Source organism: Pseudomonas putida, from assembly GCF_028682455.1.
GTDB lineage: Bacteria > Pseudomonadota > Gammaproteobacteria > Pseudomonadales > Pseudomonadaceae > Aquipseudomonas > Aquipseudomonas putida_AA.
The window spans coordinates 132,302-152,485 of record NZ_JANHLD010000004.1; the positions used below are offsets into that span (position 1 = coordinate 132,302).

Consider the following 20,184-nt stretch of genomic DNA (forward strand, 5'->3'; position numbering starts at 1 on the left):
ACAGGCACAAAAAAGCCGCGGCCGATTCAACACCGGTCGCGGCTTTTTTAGTGGCATCAAAAGTCTGCGAGCTGCCAGACCTCATAGGCCGGGGTTTGGTAAGGGTGGCTCTGTTTGAGCGCGGCGACCACCGAGGCAATCCATGCATCGGCTACCACCAGCTCCACCCGCCATTCTTCGACCTGCTCGACGACACCGGTTTGCCCGATGAACGGCTGGCTGCCGTCCAACGGACGAAACTGGCCCTGGCCCAACACCTGCCAGGCGCAGCAGTCGTAGTCGCCGATGCGTCCGCCGCCTGCGGCGAACACCGCCGTCTTGACGGCCTCCACATGGCTGGGCGGGACGAAGAAAGCGAGCTTGTACACCCTTAGTTCACCCAGACCCGCGCGTTGCGGAACATGCGCATCCACGCCGCGTCTTCGTTCCAGTCATCCGGACGCCACGAGTTCTGCACGGCACGGAAGACCCGCTCAGGGTGCGGCATCATGATGGTGACGCGACCGTCGCGGCTGGTAAGACCGGTGATCCCGCGCGGCGAGCCGTTCGGGTTGGCCGGGTAGGTCTCGGTGACCTTGCCATGGTTGTCGACGAAACGCAGGGCCACGGTACCGGACAGATCGGCCTGCAGCAGGGCTTCTTCGCTGGCGAACTCGGCATGGCCTTCACCGTGGGCGATGGCGATCGGCATGCGCGAACCAGCCATGCCCTGCAGGAAGATCGAGTTCGACTTCTGCACTTCGACCATGGCCACACGGGCTTCGAACTGCTCGGAGCGGTTACGCACGAAGTGCGGCCACATCTCGCTGCCCGGGATCAGCTCATGCAGGTTGGACATCATCTGGCAACCGTTGCACACACCCAGGGCGAAGCTGTCGGTACGCTCGAAGAAGCCCTGGAAGGCGTCACGGGCACGGCTGTTGAACAGGGCCGACTTGGCCCAGCCCTCACCGGCGCCCAGTACGTCACCGTACGAGAAGCCACCGCAGGCAACCAGGCCCTTGAACTCGTTGAGGTCGACGCGACCTGCGAGGATATCGCTCATGTGCACGTCGATGGCGTTGAAGCCAGCGCGGTCGAAGGCAGCGGCCATCTCGACCTGGCCGTTGACGCCCTGCTCACGCAGCACCGCCACCTGGGGACGGATGCCCTTCTTGATGTACGGCGCCGCGATATTGTCGTTGACGTCGAAGCCAAGCTTGACCGACAGGCCCGGGTTGTCTTCTTCGAGCAGGACGTCGAATTCCTGGTCGGCGCATTCGGCGTTGTCGCGCAGGCGCTGGATCTTGTAGCTGGTTTCAGCCCACTGGCGCTGCAGCAAGCGACGGTCGCCCTTGAACAACTCGTCACCGGCCAGCTTGATCAGGACTTCGCCGTTGTTGATCGGCTGGCCGATCACCGCGACGCAGTCTTCGCCAAGGCCGGCGGCGCTGAACTGTGCCAGCACGTCCGGGGTAGCATCCTGGCGCACCTGGATCACTGCACCCAGCTCTTCGTTGAAGAGGATGGCCGATATTTTTTCACGCTTGCTGGTCAGGGTGTCGAGTTCCAGCTCCAGGCCGCAATGACCGGCGAAGGCCATTTCCAGCACCGTGGTCATCAGGCCGCCGTCGGAGCGGTCGTGATAGGCCAGCAGGTGACCGTCGGCGTTCAGGCCCTGGATCACGGCGAAGAAGGCCTTGAGGTCTTCGGCATCGTCGACGTCCGGGGCCTGGCTGCCGAGTTTGGCGTGGGTCTGGGCCAGGATCGAGGCGCCCATGCGGTTCTTGCCGCGGCCGAGGTCGATCAGGATCAGATCGGTTTCGCCCTTGTCCATGCGCAGTTCAGGGGTCAGGGTCTTGCGGATATCGGTGACCGGTGCGAAACCGGTGACGATCAGCGACAGCGGCGAGGTAACGGCTTTTTCCGCACCCTCTTCGCTCCAGCGGGTCTTCATGGACATGGAGTCCTTGCCCACCGGAATGGTCAGGCCCAGTTCAGGGCACAGTTCCATGCCCACGGCCTTGACGGTGTCATACAGGCGCGCGTCTTCACCCGGGTGACCGGCAGCCGACATCCAGTTGGCCGACAGCTTGATGTCGGACAGCTTCTCGATGCGCGAGGCAGCCATGTTGGTCAGCGTCTCGCCGATGGCCATGCGACCCGAGGCCGGTGCGTCCAGCAGGGCCAGCGGCGTGCGCTCGCCCATGGCCATGGCTTCACCGGTGTAGACGTCGAAGCTGGTGGCGGTGACGGCAACGTCGGCCACGGGAACCTGCCACGGCCCTACCATCTGGTCGCGGGCAACCAGGCCGGTAATGGTGCGGTCGCCGATGGTGATCAGGAAGCTCTTGCTGGCCACGGCCGGGTGACGCAGGACGCGCTCGACGGAGTCTTGCAGTTCCAGGGTGCTTGGATCGAAATCGTCGCCCAGCTCCGATTCGCGGGTGACCGAACGGTGCATGCGTGGCGGCTTGCCCAGCAGCACATCCAGCGGCATGTCCACAGGGCTGTTGCCGAAGTGGCTGTCGGTGACGGTCAGGTGCGGCTCGGCAGTGGCTTCGCCAACGACCGCGAACGGGCAACGCTCGCGCTCGCAAATGGCCTTGAAGCGCTCGAAGTCGGCCGCGTCGACCGCCAGCACGTAGCGCTCCTGGGACTCGTTGCTCCAGATTTCGTGCGGGGCCATGCCCGGCTCGTCGTTGGGCACGTTGCGCAGTTCGAAGCGGCCACCGCGGCCACCGTCGTTGACCAGTTCGGGGAAGGCGTTGGAGATGCCGCCCGCGCCGACGTCGTGGATGAAGGCGATCGGGTTGCTGTCGCCCAGCTGCCAGCAACGGTCGATGACCTCCTGGCAGCGGCGTTCCATTTCAGGGTTCTCGCGCTGCACCGAGGCGAAGTCGAGGTCAGCGGAGCTGGCGCCGGTGTCGACCGACGATGCCGCGCCACCACCCAGGCCGATCAGCATGGCCGGGCCACCGAGGACAATCAGCTTGGCGCCGACAGTGATCTCGCCCTTCTGGACGTGGTCTTCGCGGATGTTGCCCATGCCGCCGGCCAGCATGATCGGCTTGTGGTAGCCGCGCACTTCTTCGCCATGGGGGGTGTTGATCGACTGCTCGAAGGTACGGAAGTAGCCCGTCAGCGCCGGACGGCCGAACTCGTTGTTGAAGGCCGCGCCACCGAGCGGGCCGTCAATCATGATGTCCAGGGCGTTGACAATGCGATCTGGCTTGCCGTAGGCCTTCTCCCAGGGCTGTTCGAAGCCCGGGATCTGCAGGTTGGAAACGGTGAAGCCGGTCAGGCCGGCTTTTGGCTTGGCGCCGCGACCGGTCGCACCTTCATCGCGGATCTCGCCACCGGAACCGGTGGAAGCACCGGAGAACGGCGAAATGGCGGTCGGGTGGTTGTGGGTCTCGACCTTCATCAGGATGTGCACCGGCTCCTGTACCGCGCCGTACTGGCGGGTTTCAGGATTCGGGAAGAAGCGGCCGGCGACGTTGCCCACGATGACCGAGGCATTGTCCTTGTAAGCAGACAATACACCTTCGTTGTGCATCTGATAGGTGTTCTTGATCATGCCGAACAGGCTTTTTTCCTGGCTTTCGCCGTCGATATCCCAACTGGCGTTGAAGATCTTGTGACGGCAATGCTCGGAGTTGGCCTGGGCGAACATCATCAGTTCGATGTCATTGGGGTTGCGCTTGAGGCCCTGGAAGGCGTCGACCAGGTAGTCGATCTCGTCTTCGGCCAGGGCCAGGCCCAGATCGACGTTGGCCTGGGCCAGCGCGGCGCGGCCACCGCCGAGGATGTCCACGGAGGTCATCGGCTTGGGCTGGGCGTGGCTGAACAGGCCGGCGGCCTCTTCAAGCCGGGTGAGTACGACCTGGGTCATACGGTCGTGCAGCACGTCGGCGACGATGGCAGCGTCGGCGTCGCTCAGTGAGCCATTGACATAGAACGCGATACCGCGCTCCAGGCGCCGGACGTTCTCCAGACCGCAGTTGTGGGCGATGTCGCTGGCCTTGCTCGACCAGGGCGAGATGGTGCCGAATCGAGGCATGACCAGGAACAGGCGCCCGGTCGGCTCCTGTACCGGTACGCTCGGACCGTACTTGAGCAGACGCGCAAGCACGTGCTGTTGGTCGGCGGTCAGATCGCCGTCTACTTCGGCGAAATGAGCGAATTCAGCATACAAACCACTAACAGCGGGGACTTTCTGGCTCAATTGCTCGAGTAATTTACCGTGGCGAAAGGCAGAAAGGGCAGGAGCGCCGCGCAGGATCAACATCGTCGGGACAGCCTCAGGAAGGGGGTGTGCTTAGAGGCCGTGCATTCTAGCCTAAATCCGAGGGTTCCGGCACCCGAAACACAGCATTCTGACGCGGCCGCGTGTCGGCGGAACAAACCGGACTTGGGGGTCAAAAAACCGCAGGTTCGCGGCAAACCCGCCACCCTCGGTGCAAAGACCGCTAGCAGACAAGCTATCGGTTGTCGAGATATGGCGGGGCCGGTCCTTTGCGTATACTGCAACCTATGTTCGCCCATACCGCTTTACGCCAGCGCTGCGCCAGATGGCTCATCGCAACCGGACTCTTCCTGATGCTCGGTGCCTGCGTTGAAAAACCCAGCACCCTGGAGCGCGTCAAGGAGGACGGCGTGCTGCGCGTGATCACCCGCAACAGCCCCGCGACCTACTTCCAGGACCGCAACGGCGAAACCGGCTTCGAATACGAGCTGGTCAAGCGCTTTGCCGATGACCTGGGGGTGGAGCTGAAGATAGAGACCGCCGACAACCTCGACGAGCTGTTCGACCAGCTCGGCAAACCGTCAGGCCCGGTCCTGGCAGCCGCCGGACTGGTCAGCAGCGAACAGCGCAAGTCCCAGGTACGCTTTTCCCATCCCTACCTGGAAGTGACCCCACAGATCATCTACCGCAACGGTCGCTCGCGTCCAACCGACGCCAAGGACCTGATCGGCAAGAAGATCATGGTGCTCAAGGGCAGTACCCACGCCGAACAACTGGCGGAGCTCAAGAAGCAGTACCCCGCCCTGGAATACGAAGAGTCCGATGCCGTCGAGGTGGTCGACCTGCTGCGCATGGTCGATGAAGGCCAGATCGACCTGACCCTGGTCGACTCCAATGAGCTGGCCATGAACCAGGTGTACTTCCCAAAGGTGCGGGTGGCCTTCGACCTGGGTGACTCCCGCGACCAGCGCTGGGCCGTGGCGGCCGGCGAGGACAACAGCCTACTCAACGAGATCAACGAGTTTCTCGACAAGGTGCAGAAGAATGGCACCCTGCAGCGCCTGAAAGACCGCTATTACGGCCATGTCGATGTGCTCGGCTATGTAGGCGCCTACACCTTCGCCCAGCACTTGCAGCAGCGCCTGCCCCGCTACGAGAAGCATTTCAAGGAATACGCCAAGAAAGAACAGGTCGACTGGCGCCTGCTGGCGGCGATCGGCTACCAGGAATCGATGTGGCAGGCTGAAGTCACTTCCAAGACCGGCGTCCGCGGCCTGATGATGCTGACCCAGCGCACCGCCCAGGCCATGGGCGTGTCCAACCGCCTGGACCCGGTGCAGAGCATCCGCGGCGGAGCCAAGTACTTCGTGTACGTCAAATCCCTGCTCGACGACAAGATCAAGGAACCGGACCGCACCTGGTTCGCGCTGGCGGCCTATAACGTGGGCGGCGGCCACCTGGACGATGCCCGCAAGCTGGCCCAGCGCGAAGGCCTGAACCCTAACAAGTGGCTGGACGTGAAGAAAATGCTGCCACGCCTGTCGCAGAAGCAGTGGTACAGCAAGACCCGCTACGGCTACGCCCGCGGCGGCGAACCCGTGCACTTCGTGGCCAACATCCGTCGTTACTACGACATCCTCACCTGGGTGACCCAGCCGCAGCTCGAAGGCAGCCAGGTGGCCGAGGGCAGCCTGCATATGCCAGGCGTCGACAAGACCAAGCCGCCCGAGCCCTCCCCACCACTATAGAAACGACCGTACTGCAGGAGCGGGCTTGCCCTGCGATAGCGTCCCAGCTCCCTCGCTGGCCCTACCCCCGACGCGCCTTGAAGAACGCCGACAATATCGCCCCACACTCCTGCGCCAACACCCCGCCCTCGAACACCACCCGATGATTGAGAAACCCCTGGGTGAAGAACTGTCCCTGGCTCTGCACCACGCCCGCCTTGGGCTCCAGGGCGCCGTACACCACCCGGGTGATGCGCGAGTGCACGATCAGCCCGGCGCACATGCTGCAGGGCTCCAGGGTGACGTAGAGGGTGCTGCCCGGCAGCCGATAGTTGCTCGCGGCCAGGGCCGCCGCCCGGATAGCGACCATCTCGGCATGGGCACTGGGATCGCTGCCACTGATCGGGCAGTTGAAGCCGCGGCCAATGACCTGGCCATGCTGCACCAGCACCGCCCCCACCGGCACTTCGCCCATGGCGGCACCTTGGGCTGCCAGGTCGAGGGCCTGGCGCATGAATTCCTGATCGCGGCTGCGATCAATAATGAGCGGCTGACGCATCACACCACCTCGATCGCGGCCATCAGGCCGGTTTCCATGTGATCGATCACGTGGCAATGGAACATCCAGGTACCCGGGTTATCCGCCACCAGCGCCACTTGGGCGCGCTCGTTCTTGCCAAGCAGATAGGTGTCGGTGAACCACGGCTCGTCAATTTTGTGCCGATTGGAGCCGATCACCTTGAAACTCATGCCATGCAGATGTATCGGGTGCTGGTACTGGGTCATGTTCTTCAGTTCGAAGATGTAGCTCTTGCCCTTCTGCAAGGTGGCAATCGGCCGGTCGGCGCAGGTCTTGTCGGTGATGTCCCAGGCCTTGCCATTGATCTGCCAGAGGCTCGGTGGTGCGCCGTTGTCGGTATTCACCGACACCGATCCGACCCACTCGAAATTAAAATTGATCTTCTCGGCATTGGCCAGGTCCGGCTCGGCAATCGGATTGGCCGGCAGTGCCGCTGGCCAGGTACCCGGCGCCTCGTTGCTGGGCACCGAACGCAGGGTGCCCAGGCGTACCGATCCGTCGCGCAGGGAGATTTCCTCACCGGCCGGTGGCATCTTGATTGCCAGGCAGATACGCATGCCAGGGCCCAGCCAGTACGCCTTGCCCAGCGGACGCGGGGTGACAGGATTGCCATCGAGCGCATACACCTTCGCCTCGAAGTTGCCCTTGAGGTTGATGCGATAGGTCAGGGTGTTGTCCAGATTGAGCAGGCGAACCCGCACGATCTGCCCGGCTGGCATATCGACCACGGCGTTGGCCTGGCCGTTGATGGTGATCAACCGCCCGGCCGTGCCGCCGCGCGCCGCCTCGCGTGGAATACTGAACGGCAGGTAGGCGCCCTGCTCGTCCACATGCCAGTTTTTCAGGCTCAGGGTGCGCTCGTGCTTGAAGCCGGTCGGCTCGCGCTCCTCGACGATCAGCGGCCCTACCAGCCCACGGCCCAGCTCCTCGGAACTGTTCACATGGGGGTGGTACCAAAAGCTGCCGGCGTCGGGCACGCGGAACTTGTAATCGAAGTACTCGCCCGGCAGCACCGGCAGTTGCGAGACGTACGGCACCCCGTCCATCTCCAGCGGCAGGCGGATACCGTGCCAGTGAATGGTGGTCGGCACCGGCAGGTGGTTGATGAACCGAACCCGCAGCCATTCGCCCTGGCGCACCCGCAACTCGGTACCTGGCGCCGATGGGCCAAAGGCCCAGGCCTCGGTCTTGAAGCCCGACACCAATTCCACATCCAGGGGCGCAGCGATCAACTCGTAGTCGTGCCCGGCATTCGGATCCGGGCGCCCCAGCCAGTAGCGAGCCGCGCCTCCAGCGCCCAGGCCGATCGCCACCAGGCCGGTCAGGCCACCAAGAATTTGTCGCCGGGTAAAAGACATGCAGCAGGTACCTCGTAATGCCAGGAACAACATGCCGGCGCGTGTGGACCGGCGATGAAGGGCGAATACGATACACCTGCAATTGAGAAAGATTAAGTGAAGAGTTGCCGCAGGGGGCTGGCTGCAGCAGTGGAACTGCAACCCAAAAAAAACGCCATGCCCCGAAGGAACATGGCGTTTCTCAACCTGCCAGCGGGATCATTCCCACTCGATGGTCGCTGGCGGCTTGCTCGACACGTCGTAGGTGACGCGGGAGATGCCTTCGATCTCGTTGATGATCCGGCCGCTGACGGTTTCCAGCAGCTCGTAAGGCAGGTGCGCCCAACGTGCGGTCATGAAGTCGATGGTTTCTACTGCACGCAGGGCCACGACCCAGGCGTAACGACGGCCGTCACCGACGACGCCCACCGATTTCACCGGCTGGAACACCACGAACGCCTGGCTGACTTTGTGATACCAGTCGGCCTTGCGCAGTTCTTCGATGAAGATGTGGTCGGCGCGACGCAGCAGGTCGGCGTATTCCTTCTTCACTTCACCGAGGATGCGCACACCCAGGCCCGGGCCAGGGAAAGGGTGACGGTAGACCATGTCGTACGGCAGGCCCAGCTCCAGGCCAAGGCGACGAACCTCGTCCTTGAACAGCTCGCGCAGTGGCTCGACCAGCTTGAGGTTCATCTCTTCCGGCAGGCCGCCCACATTGTGGTGCGACTTGATCACGTGCGCCTTGCCGCTCTTGGCGCCAGCCGACTCGATCACGTCCGGGTAGATGGTGCCCTGGGCCAGGTACTTGATGTTGTGCAGCTTGCTCGACTCGGCATCGAACACGTCGATGAAGGTGCGACCGATGATCTTGCGCTTCTTCTCTGGGTCGGCTTCGCCGGCCAGGTTGTTCAGGAACTGGTCTTCGGCGTTGGCGCGAATCACCTTGACGCCCATGTTCTCGGCGAACATGGCCATCACTTGCTCGCCTTCGTGCAGGCGCAGCAGGCCGTTGTCGACGAAGACGCAGGTCAGCTGGTCGCCGATGGCCTTGTGCAGCAGGGCTGCAACCACCGAGGAGTCAACGCCGCCGGACAAGCCGAGCAGTACGTTGTCGCTGCCAACCTGGGCGCGGATCTGGGCGATGGCGTCGTCAGCGATGTGCGACGGGGTCCACAGGGCTTCGCAGCCGCAGATGTCGAGGATGAAGCGCGAGAGGATGCGACCGCCCTGCTTGGTGTGGGTCACTTCCGGGTGGAACTGCACGCCGTAGTAGCCACGCTTGTCGTCGGCCATGCCGGCGATCGGGCAGCTTGGGGTGCTGGCCAGGATGTGGAAGTCTTCAGGGATGATGGTGACCTTGTCACCGTGGCTCATCCAGACGTCCAGGCCGAGGACGCCGTCGGCATCGACGTGGTCTTCGATGCCGTCCAGCAGACGGCTCTTGCCGACTACGTCAACGCGGGCATAGCCGAATTCGCGCAGCTCGGAGCCTTCGACCTTGCCGCCCAGTTGCTCGGCCATGGTCTGCATGCCGTAGCAGATGCCGAACACCGGTACGCCCAGGTCCCAGACGGCCTGCGGGGCGCGCGGGCTATCGGCTTCATGCACGGACTCGGGGCCGCCGGCCAGAATGATGCCGCGCGGAGCGAATTCGCGAATCGCTTCGTCGTCCATGTCGAACGGGTGCAGTTCGCAGTACACGCCGATCTCGCGCACGCGGCGGGCAATCAGCTGGGTGTATTGGGAACCGAAGTCGAGGATCAGGATTCGGTGAGCGTGAATATCGAGGGCCATGACTCAATCTCTGATGCAGCTGCAAGCCTCAAGCCGCAAGCTGCAAGTTGATCGGGGAAAACGCGGTAGCTGCTGCAGCGCAACTACCGCTTGTAGCGGGAAGCTCGAAACGTGCGACAGGAGGTGTTAGCCCACCCGGTAGTTTGGCGCTTCTTTGGTGATCTGTACGTCATGTACATGGGATTCGGCCATACCGGCACCGGTGATGCGCACGAACTCAGGCTTGGTACGCATCTCTTCGATGTTGGCGCTGCCGGTGTAACCCATCGAGGAACGCAGGCCACCCATCAGTTGGTGAATGATCGCGGTCAGGGTGCCCTTGTACGGCACACGACCTTCGATACCTTCCGGAACCAGCTTCTCGGCACCGGCCGAGGAGTCCTGGAAGTAGCGGTCCGAAGAGCCCTGGGCCTGGGACATTGCACCCAGCGAGCCCATGCCGCGGTAAGCCTTGTACGAACGGCCCTGGAACAGTTCGATCTCGCCCGGTGCTTCTTCGGTACCGGCGAACATCGAGCCCATCATCACAGCCGAGGCACCGGCAACGATGGCCTTGGACAGGTCACCGGAGAAGCGAATGCCACCGTCGGCGATCAATGGGATTCCAGTGCCTTCCAGTGCAGCGGCAACATTGGCGATGGCGCTGATCTGCGGAACGCCGACACCGGCGACGATGCGGGTGGTGCAGATCGAGCCTGGGCCGATACCGACCTTGACGGCATCGGCGCCGGCTTCAGCCAGGGCCTTGGCAGCGGCGCCAGTGGCGATGTTGCCGCCGATGACCTGGACCTGCGGGAAGTTTTCCTTGACCCAGCGAACGCGGTCGATAACGCCCTTGGAGTGACCGTGGGCAGTATCGACCACCACCACGTCCACACCGGCGGCAACCAGGGCCGAAACGCGATCAGCGGTGTCTTTGCCGGTACCGACGGCAGCGCCGACGCGCAGGCGACCCTGGTCGTCCTTGCTGGCCAGCGGGTAGGCTTTGGCCTTCTCGATATCGTTGACGGTCATCATGCCCTTGAGGGCGAATTTGTCGTCGACGATCAGGACGCGTTCGATGCGGTGCTTGTGCAGCAGCTCGCGCGCTTCGTTCTTGTCGGCGCCTTCCTTGACAGTGACCAGGCGCTCTTTTGGCGTCATCACTTCACGGACGCTGGCGTCCAGGCGGCTTTCGAAACGTACGTCGCGGGAGGTGACGATACCGACCAGGTCACCGTTGTGCAGCACCGGAACGCCGGAGATGTTGTTCAGGCGGGTCAGTTCGAACAGGTCACGTACCGTGGCGTCGGCCTCGATGGTGATAGGGTCCTTGACCACACCGGCTTCGAACTTCTTGACCTTGCGCACTTCGGCAGCTTGCTGCTCGATGGTCATGTTCTTGTGGATGATGCCGATGCCGCCTTCCTGGGCCATGGCGATGGCCAGACGGGCTTCGGTCACGGTGTCCATGGCGGCGGAAACCAACGGAATGTTCAGCTCGATGCCACGGGTCAAACGGGTCTTGAGACTGACTTCATTGGGTAGCACCTCTGAATAACCAGGCACTAGGAGAATGTCGTCGAAGGTCAGGGCTTCTTGGCTGATACGCAGCATCGCGGGGGCTCCCGGGCGGGAAAAATGGAAGCGCGCCATTATACTCATCCAGAGCCCTTCGCTCAATGTAAAGATGGCCCTTCGGTCAGTTGCCTGCGCGCACTACCTGCACCACGGCCACCGGCTGGTCCAGCCAGTCGGCGAAGTCATCGAGAAACGCTTGCTTGAAACCCGCTTCGCTCCAGTTGTTGAAGATGAAACCCAAATTGGAAAACGCGCAGGGCTGCAGGAACAGAAAGCCGTTGATGTCGTCTTCATGGCCGCACAACGGGCAAATGAAATTGTCGGTCTGCCCCGGCATCCACTCTTCCAGGCTTTCGAACAGCGCCACGCCCACTTCCTTGCGGCATTCGGCGCAGCCGGCTTCTTCGAGAAAGCCGTCAAGCGGGGTATAGATGCAGCGCTTGGTGATGACTTCAAGGCCATTGACCGGCTGACCGAAGGGCAGCAGCTCCGGACGCTCGACCACTTTGCGCGCACCTTCGGCAATCGCATACGCCATGCGGTTGCCGGTACTGCCACAGGTGCTCAACTGCTCCTCGATGACCTTCTCGCGCACCAGCCAGCGCAGGATGGCCCGGGCGCGGGGCTCATGCACAGGGACAGTGGAGATCTTCGGGACAATGATGCTCTGGGTAATCATGACGGCAGCCAAACATGCTCAAAGCCGCCAGTTTACCTCACTCAAGTAGCGACCGATCAGGGCAATGCCGCTGCACAGCACCAGCCAGGTCACCAGGCGCACAAAGGTTTCGCGGGACATGTTCAGGGTCAGGCGCCGTGACAGCCACAGGCCTGCCGCCATCATCGGCACCAGCAACAAGGCCAGCAGCAACAAGGTGCCATCGGCGTACACACCCGCCAACAGGAACAAGCCCAGGCGAACCACGGTGCTGCAACTGATCAAAGCGCTTTGCGTCGCCCGGGCCTGCTCGACCGATGCCACGCGGGCATTGAGATAAAGCGCATAGAGAAAACCGCCACTCCCGAACAAGGCCCCGAACAGCCCTCCTACCACACCGGCCGGCACCGACCAGCCTGCCGACAGTCGCCTGGGCCTGGCCCGTACCGCCAGGCTGTACAACGCATAAGCACAGACGAACACCCCCATCGACAACAGCAGCCACTCGGACTTGAGCCGGAGCAGGAACAGCACGCCCAGGCTGCAGCCCACGGCCATGCAGGGCAGCAGGCGCAACAGTTCAGCGCGCACCACAGCCTTGCGGGAAGGCAGCCAGTTACCGAAGGCCGCAACGAAATCCAGCAACACCAGCAGTGGAATGATGCGCGACAGGGGCATGAAGTGGATCAGCACAGGGCCCGCGACCAATGCAGTGCCGAAACCGGCAATGCCGAAAACGATGTACGCCACGCCGATCCCCAGGGTGATGAATACCCAGTCGAATGCGGTAAATGGCAGCTCCAGAACAAAGGTGGAAAGCATGGAGAGTTCAGTCCTTGATCAATTCCGAGCCACTTTAGCCACCGACAAGCCATGCCGACTACTGCAATATCTTCACTAGACATCTTGAAACGGCATAGCTCAGATGACCTCAACCTGGCGGGCAGGAGCAACTGTCTTGATTAGTTAGCTCGGTGGGAGCTGGCTTGCCCCGCAATCACCTTCCTGGTCACCTCGCATCGCGGGACAAGCCCGCTCCTACACATTATGATGCCGCCCATGATCAAAGACCCCTTCGAAAGACTCGGTCTGGACCGCGAAGTCCTCACCGTCAGCCAACTCAACGGCCGCGCCCGGGTGCTGCTCGAGGACGTGTTCCGCAATGTCTGGGTCGAAGGCGAGATCTCCAACCTCGCCCGCCCGGCCTCCGGTCACGTCTATTTCACTCTCAAGGACAGCGGCGCCCAGGTGCGCTGTGCGCTGTTCCGCCAGAACGCAGCGCGGGTGCGCCAGGCCCTGCGCGACGGTCTGGCGGTCAAGGTGCGCGGCAAGGTTTCGCTGTTCGAGGGCCGCGGCGACTATCAGCTGATTCTCGATACCGTCGAGCCTGCCGGTGACGGTGCGCTGCGCCTGGCCTTCGAGGCATTGAAGGAAAAGCTCGGCGCCGAGGGCCTGTTCAGTGCCGAGAATAAGGTTGGCCTGCCCGCCCACCCGCAGCGCATCGGTATCGTCAGCTCGCCTACCGGCGCGGTGATCCGCGACATCATCAGTGTGTTCCGCCGCCGCGCGCCACAGGTCGAGCTCACCCTGATCCCCACCGCGGTCCAGGGCCGCGAGGCGATCAATCAGATCGTCCGCGCCCTGCAGCTGGCCGACAGCCGCGGCTTCGACGCGCTGATCCTGGCCCGTGGCGGCGGCTCGCTGGAAGACCTCTGGTGCTTCAACGAAGAGGCCGTGGCCCGGGCCATCGCCGCCTGCGTCACGCCCATCGTCAGCGCGGTGGGCCATGAAACCGACGTTTCGATCAGTGACTTCGTCGCCGATGTTCGCGCCCCCACGCCTTCGGCCGCCGCCGAATTGCTGGCCCCGGACAGCAGCGACCTGCAGCGGCGCATCGACAGCCTCAAGCGTCGCCTGCTGCTGCGTATCCAGAGCCGGCTGACCCATAACCGCCTGCGCCTGGACAGCCTCACCCGACGCCTGCGTCATCCAGGTGAACGCCTGCGCCAACAGGCCCAGCGCCTGGACGACCTGGACATGCGCCTGCGCCGGGCGTTCGAGCAACGCCTGAACCAGCGTCGCGAACGTCTGGCCCGTCTCGATACGCGCCTGGCCGCACAACATCCGGGGCGTACCCTGGCACTGCTCAAGCAACGCCTCGACAGCCTGGCCGAACGCTTGCCACGAGCCATGCGCGAAACGCTCAAGGATCGCCGCCAGCGCCTGCAGGCCCAGGTGCAGACCCTGCACGTGGTCAGCCCGCTGGCGACCCTCGGGCGCGGCTACAGCATCCTGCTCGACGAGCGCGGCCAGGCCATTCGCAGCGCTGAGCAGACCCGCAACGGCCAACGCCTGACCGCCCGCCTGGGCGAAGGCGAACTGCAGGTGCGGGTCGAAGACAATCACCTGACCCCGGTCACGCTCTCTCTACTGGATTGAACCATGCCCCGTCTGTTTGCCCCGCTGTTTCTGCTGTGCCTGATGTTCGCCGGCACCGTTCAGGCCAGCTACATCACCCGCCAACTGAACAAGCCCGTGCCCGGTGGCGTCGCCGTCGTTAATCTGGGCCCGGCCGCCCAGGCACCAAGCGCACGCTTTGACGGCAAGCCGGTACTGGTGGTCAAGGAACAGGACAACTGGCTGGCCATCGTCGGCCTGCCACTGACCCAAAAACCCGGCCCAGCGCAGATCACCCAGGGTTCAAGGACCTTGAACTTTACAGTTGGCAGCAAGAAGTACCCCGAGCAACGCATCACCCTTAAGAACAAGCGCCAGGTCAACCCCGACCCAGCCGACCTCAAGCGCATCGATGCCGAGCTTGCCGAGCAGCTCAAGGCCTATCGCAGCTTCAGCCCGAACCTGCCGAGCAACCTGATCCTCGACAAGCCGGTCAGCGGCCCGCTGTCGAGCAAGTTCGGCGTGCGCCGCTTCTTCAATGGCGAAGAGCGCAACCCTCACGCCGGCCTGGATTTCGCCGTGCCGGCCGGTACGCCGATCAAGACCCCGGCCAATGGCAAGGTGATCCTGGTCGGCAACTACTTCTTCAACGGCAACACCGTCTTCGTCGACCATGGCCAGGGCTTTATCAGCATGTTCTGCCACATGTCGAAGATCGATGTGAAACCGGGGCAGCTGCTCAGCCGCGGCGCCGTGGTCGGCAAGGTCGGCTCCACCGGACGCGCTACTGGCCCGCACATGCACTGGAACGTCAGTCTCAACGATGCGCGGGTCGACCCGGCCATTTTCATCGGCGCCTTCCAGCCCTGACAACTGGCTTGCGCCATTCAAAAAGACCGCGCAACTGGCGCGGTCTTTTTATTTAAAAACAGCCATAAAATCTCGATAAATTCTGCTTTTTAAGCATTTCTCTCAATTTTTTTTCAAGGCTTGTCAACTTCAACCCCACTGGTTAGGGTTGAAGCCATGAAGACCTTTCAAACCCTCATCCTGCTTCGTCAACATCGCAGCCTCTGCCTGGTCAGTGCACGACTACCAAGCTGAATCGCGTCGCCTCGCCCTTTCATCTCGATTTCATTCGGCGGGCCCCTTTCCAGGCCGCACATTCAAGGATTGCTTTCATGACCATGCTCAAAGACCCTTCGAAAAAATACAGCGCCTTCCCTACCGTCAACTTGCCTGACCGTACCTGGCCATCGAAGACCATCACCCAGGCGCCGATCTGGTGCAGCTCCGACCTGCGCGACGGCAACCAGTCGCTGATCGAGCCGATGGATGCGGTGAAGAAGCTGCGTTTCTGGAAAACCCTGGTCAGCGTCGGCGTGAAAGAAATCGAAGCGTCGTTCCCTTCTGCCTCGCAGACCGATTTCGACTTCGTGCGCACCCTGATCGAAGACGGTCACATCCCTGACGACACCACCATCCAGGTGTTGACCCAGGCCCGTGAAGACCTCATCGCCCGCACCTTCGAATCCCTGCGCGGTGCCAAAAAGGCCATCGTCCACCTGTACAACGCCACCAGCCCGTCGTTCCGCCGCATTGTCTTCAACCAGGACAAGCAAGGCGTGAAGGACATCGCGGTGAACGCGGCCAAACTGTTCGTCAAATACGCCGCCCAGCAGCCTGAAACCCAGTGGACCTTCCAGTACTCGCCTGAAACCTTCAGCGCCACTGAGCTCGAGTTCGCCAAGGAAGTCTGCGATGCCGTGATCGAGGTGTGGAACCCGACGCCTGAGCACAAGATCATCCTCAACCTGCCGGCCACCGTCGAAGTCTCGACGCCGAACATCTACGCCGACCAGATCGAGTGGTTCGGCCGCAACGTCAGCCGCCGTGACAGCGTGATCATCAGCCTGCACACCCACAACGACCGTGGCACGGGCGTCGCCGCCACCGAACTGGGCCTGATGGCCGGTGCCGACCGCGTCGAAGGCTGCCTTTTCGGCAACGGCGAACGTACCGGTAACGTCGACCTGGTCACCCTGGCACTGAACCTCTACACCCAGGGTGTGGACCCGGAGCTGGACTTCTCCGACATCGACGGCGTGCGCAAGGTCGTCGAGGAATGCAACCAGATTCCAGTGCACCCGCGTCACCCGTACGTCGGCGACCTGGTTCACACCGCTTTCTCCGGCTCGCACCAGGACGCTATCCGCAAGGGCTTCACCCAGCAGAAAGAACACACCAAGTGGGAAGTGCCGTACCTGCCGATCGACCCGGCCGACATCGGCCGCAGCTACGAGGCGGTGATCCGCGTCAACAGCCAGTCGGGCAAAGGCGGTATCACCTACCTGCTCGAACAGGAATACGGCATCAGCCTGCCACGTCGCATGCAGATCGAATTCAGCCAGGTGGTACAGGGTGAAACCGACCGCCTGGGCCTGGAGATGACTGCCCAGCAGATCTACAACCTGCTGCACCGCGAATACTTGCAGGCCAACGCGCCATACGCCCTGGTCAGCCACCGCCTGCAGGAAGAGAACGGCAACAGCAAGGTCGAAGTGGAAGTGTCGAGCGAAGGCGAGACCACCCTGCACTGGCGCGGCAAGGGCAATGGCGCCCTCGAAGCACTGGTAGCCGGCCTGCCGGTCGCCGTGGAAATCATGGACTACAACGAGCACGCCATCGGCGCGGGCACCAACGCCAAGGCTGCGGCCTACATCGAACTGCGCGTGGCCGGCGGTCGTCCGGTGCATGGCGTGGGCATCGATGAAAACATCACCACTGCCAGCTTCAAGGCGCTGTTCAGTGCCCTGAACCGTTCGTTGAGCCAGCAGGCTGCGAAAGCTGCCTGAGCCTAGCAACGTCATCGCGGGGCAAGCCCACTCCTACAGATTGCTGTAGGAGCGGGCTTGCCCCGCGATCATTTCTGCAGGCCAAAAAAAACGGCGCGCCGACCAAGCGCACCGTAAAGCCGTGTAGCACACAACGATTCAGTTCAATCGAGCAGCGCCAGTGCCTCAGCGCTGCATGCTTCGATCCTTGCCCAGTCGCCATTCTTGATCCAGCCACTGTCGAGCATCCAGGTACCGCCCACGCACATCACATTGGCCAACGCCATGTAGTTACGCACATTGCCCGGGTTGACCCCGCCGGTCGGGCAGAAGCGCACATCGCCGAACGGGCCGGCGAACGCCTTGATCGCCGCCACACCGCCGCTGATTTCCGCCGGAAACAGCTTGAAGCGCCGATAACCCAGGGCGTAACCCATCATCAGTTCCGAGGGCGTGCTGATCCCCGGCAACAATGGCAGCTCGCTCTGCACACCCGCCTCCAGAATGTCCTGGGTGATGCCTGGGGTGACCACGAACTGCGCGCCCGCCGCTTCGACCGCGGCAAACATCTTGCGATCGAGCACGGTACCGGCGCCCACGCACAGCTCCGGCCGCTGCTCGCGCAGTACCTGGATGGCCTTGAGACCGTGCTGCGAGCGCAGGGTCACTTCCAGGGTCCTGATACCACCAGCAGCCAGGGCGTCCGCCAAGGGCAGGATGTCGGCCTCGCGGGCGATGGTGATCACCGGCAGGATGCGCGCCTGGGTGCAGATCTGATCGATCCGGGCAATTTTGTCGGCCATGGAATCTCCCGGCTGTTTCAGTTCAAGCGTGGTCATGACGGCAGGTCCTTGGCTCATGGGCACCAGTAAATTTCCAGAGGGTCTTGTAAAAAGGCACGTATCGGCATTTCGGCCAGGTCTGTGCCGCCCAGCGCGGCGCGCAGGGTAGCGAGTTTGCCCGGGCCTTGCACGGACAGCGCAATGAAGCCGGCACGGGCAAGCAACGAGCGGGTCATACTCAGGCGTTGATGCGGCACGCTCGGCGCCAGCATCGGCAGGCAACGACGGTTGCCGTGCGGGTCCAGGCCTTCTGCCAGAAGGGGGCTGCCCGGGAACAACGAGGCGGTATGACCGTCGTCGCCCATGCCCAGCACCAGCACGTCGATACCCGGCAACTCGGCCAGGGCCTGGTCGGCTTCCAGCGCTGCCGCCTCGAGGCTGGGCGCGCTACGGTAAAGGTTCAGGAAACGGGCCTTGGCCACGCTGCCTGTCAACAGGTGGCGCTTGAGCAGGCCGGCATTGCTGTCGACATGCTCGACCGGTACCCAGCGTTCGTCGGCCAGGGTAATCAACACCCTGGACCACTCCAGCGGCTGCTTGCCCAGCGCTTCGAAGAACGCCACCGGGCTGCGTCCGCCCGACACCACCAGTGTGGCCTCGCCCTTGCGGGAAATGGCCGCACGCAGCTGCTCGGCAACATCCTTGGCAAGCCCGGCGGCCAGCGCTGGCGCCGCGTTGAATTCATGTGCCGTCACGTTTGCCGGCAGCTTCAGTTCAGATATCGCCATACCACGACCTCCCGTCACGGGTAATCAATGCAATCGAGCTCATCGGCCCCCAGGAGCCGGCGGCATAGGGCTTGGGCGCATCGCCAGCGGCTTTCCAGCCGGCGATCAGCTGATCGCACCACTTCCACGCGTATTCGATTTCATCCTTGCGTACAAACAGGTTCTGGTTGCCACGCATCACTTCCAGCAACAAGCGCTCATAGGCATCGGGGATCCGTGCGCTGCGCCAGGTGTCGGAAAAATTCAATTGCAAGGGCCCGCTGCGCAGTTGCATGCCTTTATCCAGGCCCTGCTCCTTGGTCATCACCCTCAAGGAAATACCTTCGTCCGGCTGCAGGCGGATGATCAGCTTGTTTCCTATCTGCAAACGCTGTTCCGGCGCGAAGATGTAGTGCGGCGTTTCCTTGAAGTGAATGACGATCTGCGACAGCTTCTGCGGCATGCGCTTGCCGGTACGCAGGTAGAACGGCACACCGGCCCAGCGCCAGTTGCGGATATCGGCACGCAGGGCGACGAAGGTCTCGGTGTCGCTCTGCGCGTTGGCGTTGTCTTCTTCCAGGTAACCGGGCACCGACTTGCCTTCGCTGTAGCCGGCAATGTACTGGCCACGCACCACCCGGGTGCTCAAGCCTTCGCCGGTGATCGGTGCCAGGGCCTTGAGGACCTTGACCTTCTCGTTGCGGATGCTGTCGGCGGACAGGTCGCTGGGTGGGTCCATCGCGATCAGGCACAACAGCTGCAGCAGATGGTTCTGGATCATGTCGCGCAGCTGCCCGGCCTTGTCGAAATACCCCCAGCGCCCCTCGATACCGACCTTCTCGGCCACGGTAATTTCCACGTGGGAGATGGAGTTCTGGTTCCACTGGGTTTCGAACAGGCTGTTGGCAAAGCGCAGGGCGATCAGGTTCTGTACCGTTTCCTTGCCCAGGTAGTGGTCGATGCGATAAACGCGGTTCTCGGGGAAGTACTGGGCGACCGCATCGTTGACCCGGCGCGACGACTCCAGGTCATGGCCAATGGGCTTTTCCAGCACCACACGGGTGCGGCCGCTGAGCCCCACCTTGTCGAGGTTCTCACAAATGCCGCCATACACTGCCGCAGGCGTTGCGAAGTAGGCGATCAGCTGGCTATCGGCGCCGATCTGCTCGGCCAGGGCCTGGTAATCCTCGGGCTTGAGGAAATCCATATGCACATAGTTCAGACGCGCCAGAAAACGCTGCAGCACCGGGAACTCGACCTGCCCGGCCGGCACGAACTCCTGCAGGTGCGTCTCGATCGAGGCCAGGTGCTCCTGGATGCTGCCCGGCTCGCGGGCCAGGGCCAGAATGCGGGTATCGGCGTGCAGCAGGTCGGCGCGGTCCAGTTGGTAGAGCGCCGGAAACAGCTTGCGCAAGGCCAGGTCGCCCAGGGCGCCAAACAGGGCAAAGGTGCAAGGTTCAACGCTGATCGCAGCCATGATGTATGTTCTTTTATCAAGTTGACGTAGAAATACCGTT

15 protein-coding genes are annotated in these 20,184 nt (G+C 62.7%); 4 read left to right on the top strand and 11 right to left on the bottom strand.

Annotated elements, in window-relative coordinates:
* Positions 1 to 56 precede the first annotated feature (56 nt).
* Together NPS58_RS23690 and purL are read right to left on the bottom strand one after the other, a co-directional pair.
* On the bottom strand, positions 57 to 368 hold the full coding sequence (locus NPS58_RS23690; RefSeq protein WP_274117700.1) for a YqfO family protein: 312 nt from the start codon (positions 366 to 368) through the stop codon (positions 57 to 59).
* 2 nt (positions 369 to 370) lie between these two features.
* The gene (purL, locus tag NPS58_RS23695) at positions 371 to 4,270 is read right to left on the bottom strand and encodes a phosphoribosylformylglycinamidine synthase (RefSeq protein WP_274117701.1); all 3,900 of its coding nucleotides are present in this window, start codon (positions 4,268 to 4,270) and stop codon (positions 371 to 373) included.
* 245 nt (positions 4,271 to 4,515) lie between these two features.
* On the opposite strand from purL, the gene mltF reads away from it, so the two are divergent.
* Complete coding sequence (gene mltF / locus NPS58_RS23700) at positions 4,516 to 5,976, top strand: membrane-bound lytic murein transglycosylase MltF (protein ID WP_274118247.1); 1,461 nt, start codon at positions 4,516 to 4,518, stop codon at positions 5,974 to 5,976.
* 61 nt (positions 5,977 to 6,037) lie between these two features.
* On the opposite strand, the gene tadA is transcribed toward mltF, so the two are convergent.
* From tadA to NPS58_RS23730, 6 genes are all read right to left on the bottom strand, one after another.
* The gene (gene tadA, locus NPS58_RS23705; RefSeq protein ID WP_274117702.1) at positions 6,038 to 6,514 is read right to left on the bottom strand and encodes a tRNA adenosine(34) deaminase TadA; all 477 of its coding nucleotides are present in this window, start codon (positions 6,512 to 6,514) and stop codon (positions 6,038 to 6,040) included.
* Positions 6,514 to 7,893, bottom strand: a complete 1,380-nt coding sequence (locus NPS58_RS23710) for a multicopper oxidase family protein (RefSeq protein WP_274117703.1) — start codon at positions 7,891 to 7,893, stop codon at positions 6,514 to 6,516. Before NPS58_RS23710 ends, tadA begins: the two co-directional genes overlap by 1 nt.
* A 198-nt stretch (positions 7,894 to 8,091) precedes the next feature.
* Positions 8,092 to 9,669, bottom strand: a complete 1,578-nt coding sequence (guaA, locus tag NPS58_RS23715; protein WP_274117704.1) for a glutamine-hydrolyzing GMP synthase — start codon at positions 9,667 to 9,669, stop codon at positions 8,092 to 8,094.
* Between the two features lie 126 nt (positions 9,670 to 9,795).
* Positions 9,796 to 11,265: an IMP dehydrogenase gene (gene guaB / locus NPS58_RS23720; RefSeq protein ID WP_274117705.1), complete on the bottom strand. Its 1,470-nt coding sequence runs from the start codon at positions 11,263 to 11,265 to the stop codon at positions 9,796 to 9,798.
* A gap of 85 nt (positions 11,266 to 11,350) precedes the next feature.
* The gene (locus NPS58_RS23725; RefSeq protein WP_274117706.1) at positions 11,351 to 11,908 is read right to left on the bottom strand and encodes a sugar ABC transporter ATPase; all 558 of its coding nucleotides are present in this window, start codon (positions 11,906 to 11,908) and stop codon (positions 11,351 to 11,353) included.
* Positions 11,909 to 11,926: 18 nt separating this feature from the next.
* Positions 11,927 to 12,709 (bottom strand): sulfite exporter TauE/SafE family protein, encoded by a 783-nt coding sequence (locus NPS58_RS23730; RefSeq protein ID WP_274117707.1) that lies wholly within the window; start codon positions 12,707 to 12,709, stop codon positions 11,927 to 11,929.
* A gap of 237 nt (positions 12,710 to 12,946) precedes the next feature.
* Here NPS58_RS23730 and xseA point away from each other — a divergent pair, with 237 nt between their 5' ends.
* The 3 genes from xseA (at position 12,947) to leuA (ending at position 17,139) form a co-directional block, all read left to right on the top strand.
* Entirely contained in the window at positions 12,947 to 14,326 is a 1,380-nt protein-coding gene (gene xseA / locus NPS58_RS23735; protein WP_274117708.1) for an exodeoxyribonuclease VII large subunit, read from the top strand.
* 3 nt (positions 14,327 to 14,329) lie between these two features.
* Positions 14,330 to 15,154 (top strand): M23 family metallopeptidase, encoded by an 825-nt coding sequence (locus NPS58_RS23740; RefSeq protein WP_274117709.1) that lies wholly within the window; start codon positions 14,330 to 14,332, stop codon positions 15,152 to 15,154.
* 311 nt (positions 15,155 to 15,465) lie between these two features.
* Positions 15,466 to 17,139 (top strand): 2-isopropylmalate synthase, encoded by a 1,674-nt coding sequence (gene leuA, locus NPS58_RS23745; protein WP_274117710.1) that lies wholly within the window; start codon positions 15,466 to 15,468, stop codon positions 17,137 to 17,139.
* A gap of 143 nt (positions 17,140 to 17,282) precedes the next feature.
* On the opposite strand, the gene NPS58_RS23750 is transcribed toward leuA, so the two are convergent.
* From NPS58_RS23750 to zwf, 3 genes are read right to left on the bottom strand one after another with little or no spacing between them, the layout of a single operon-like run.
* Positions 17,283 to 17,957: a bifunctional 4-hydroxy-2-oxoglutarate aldolase/2-dehydro-3-deoxy-phosphogluconate aldolase gene (locus NPS58_RS23750; RefSeq protein WP_274117711.1), complete on the bottom strand. Its 675-nt coding sequence runs from the start codon at positions 17,955 to 17,957 to the stop codon at positions 17,283 to 17,285.
* A gap of 17 nt (positions 17,958 to 17,974) precedes the next feature.
* Positions 17,975 to 18,688 (bottom strand): 6-phosphogluconolactonase, encoded by a 714-nt coding sequence (pgl, locus tag NPS58_RS23755; protein WP_274117712.1) that lies wholly within the window; start codon positions 18,686 to 18,688, stop codon positions 17,975 to 17,977.
* Positions 18,675 to 20,144 (bottom strand): glucose-6-phosphate dehydrogenase, encoded by a 1,470-nt coding sequence (zwf, locus tag NPS58_RS23760; protein WP_274117713.1) that lies wholly within the window; start codon positions 20,142 to 20,144, stop codon positions 18,675 to 18,677. Before zwf ends, pgl begins: the two co-directional genes overlap by 14 nt.
* Positions 20,145 to 20,184: the final 40 nt, after the last annotated feature.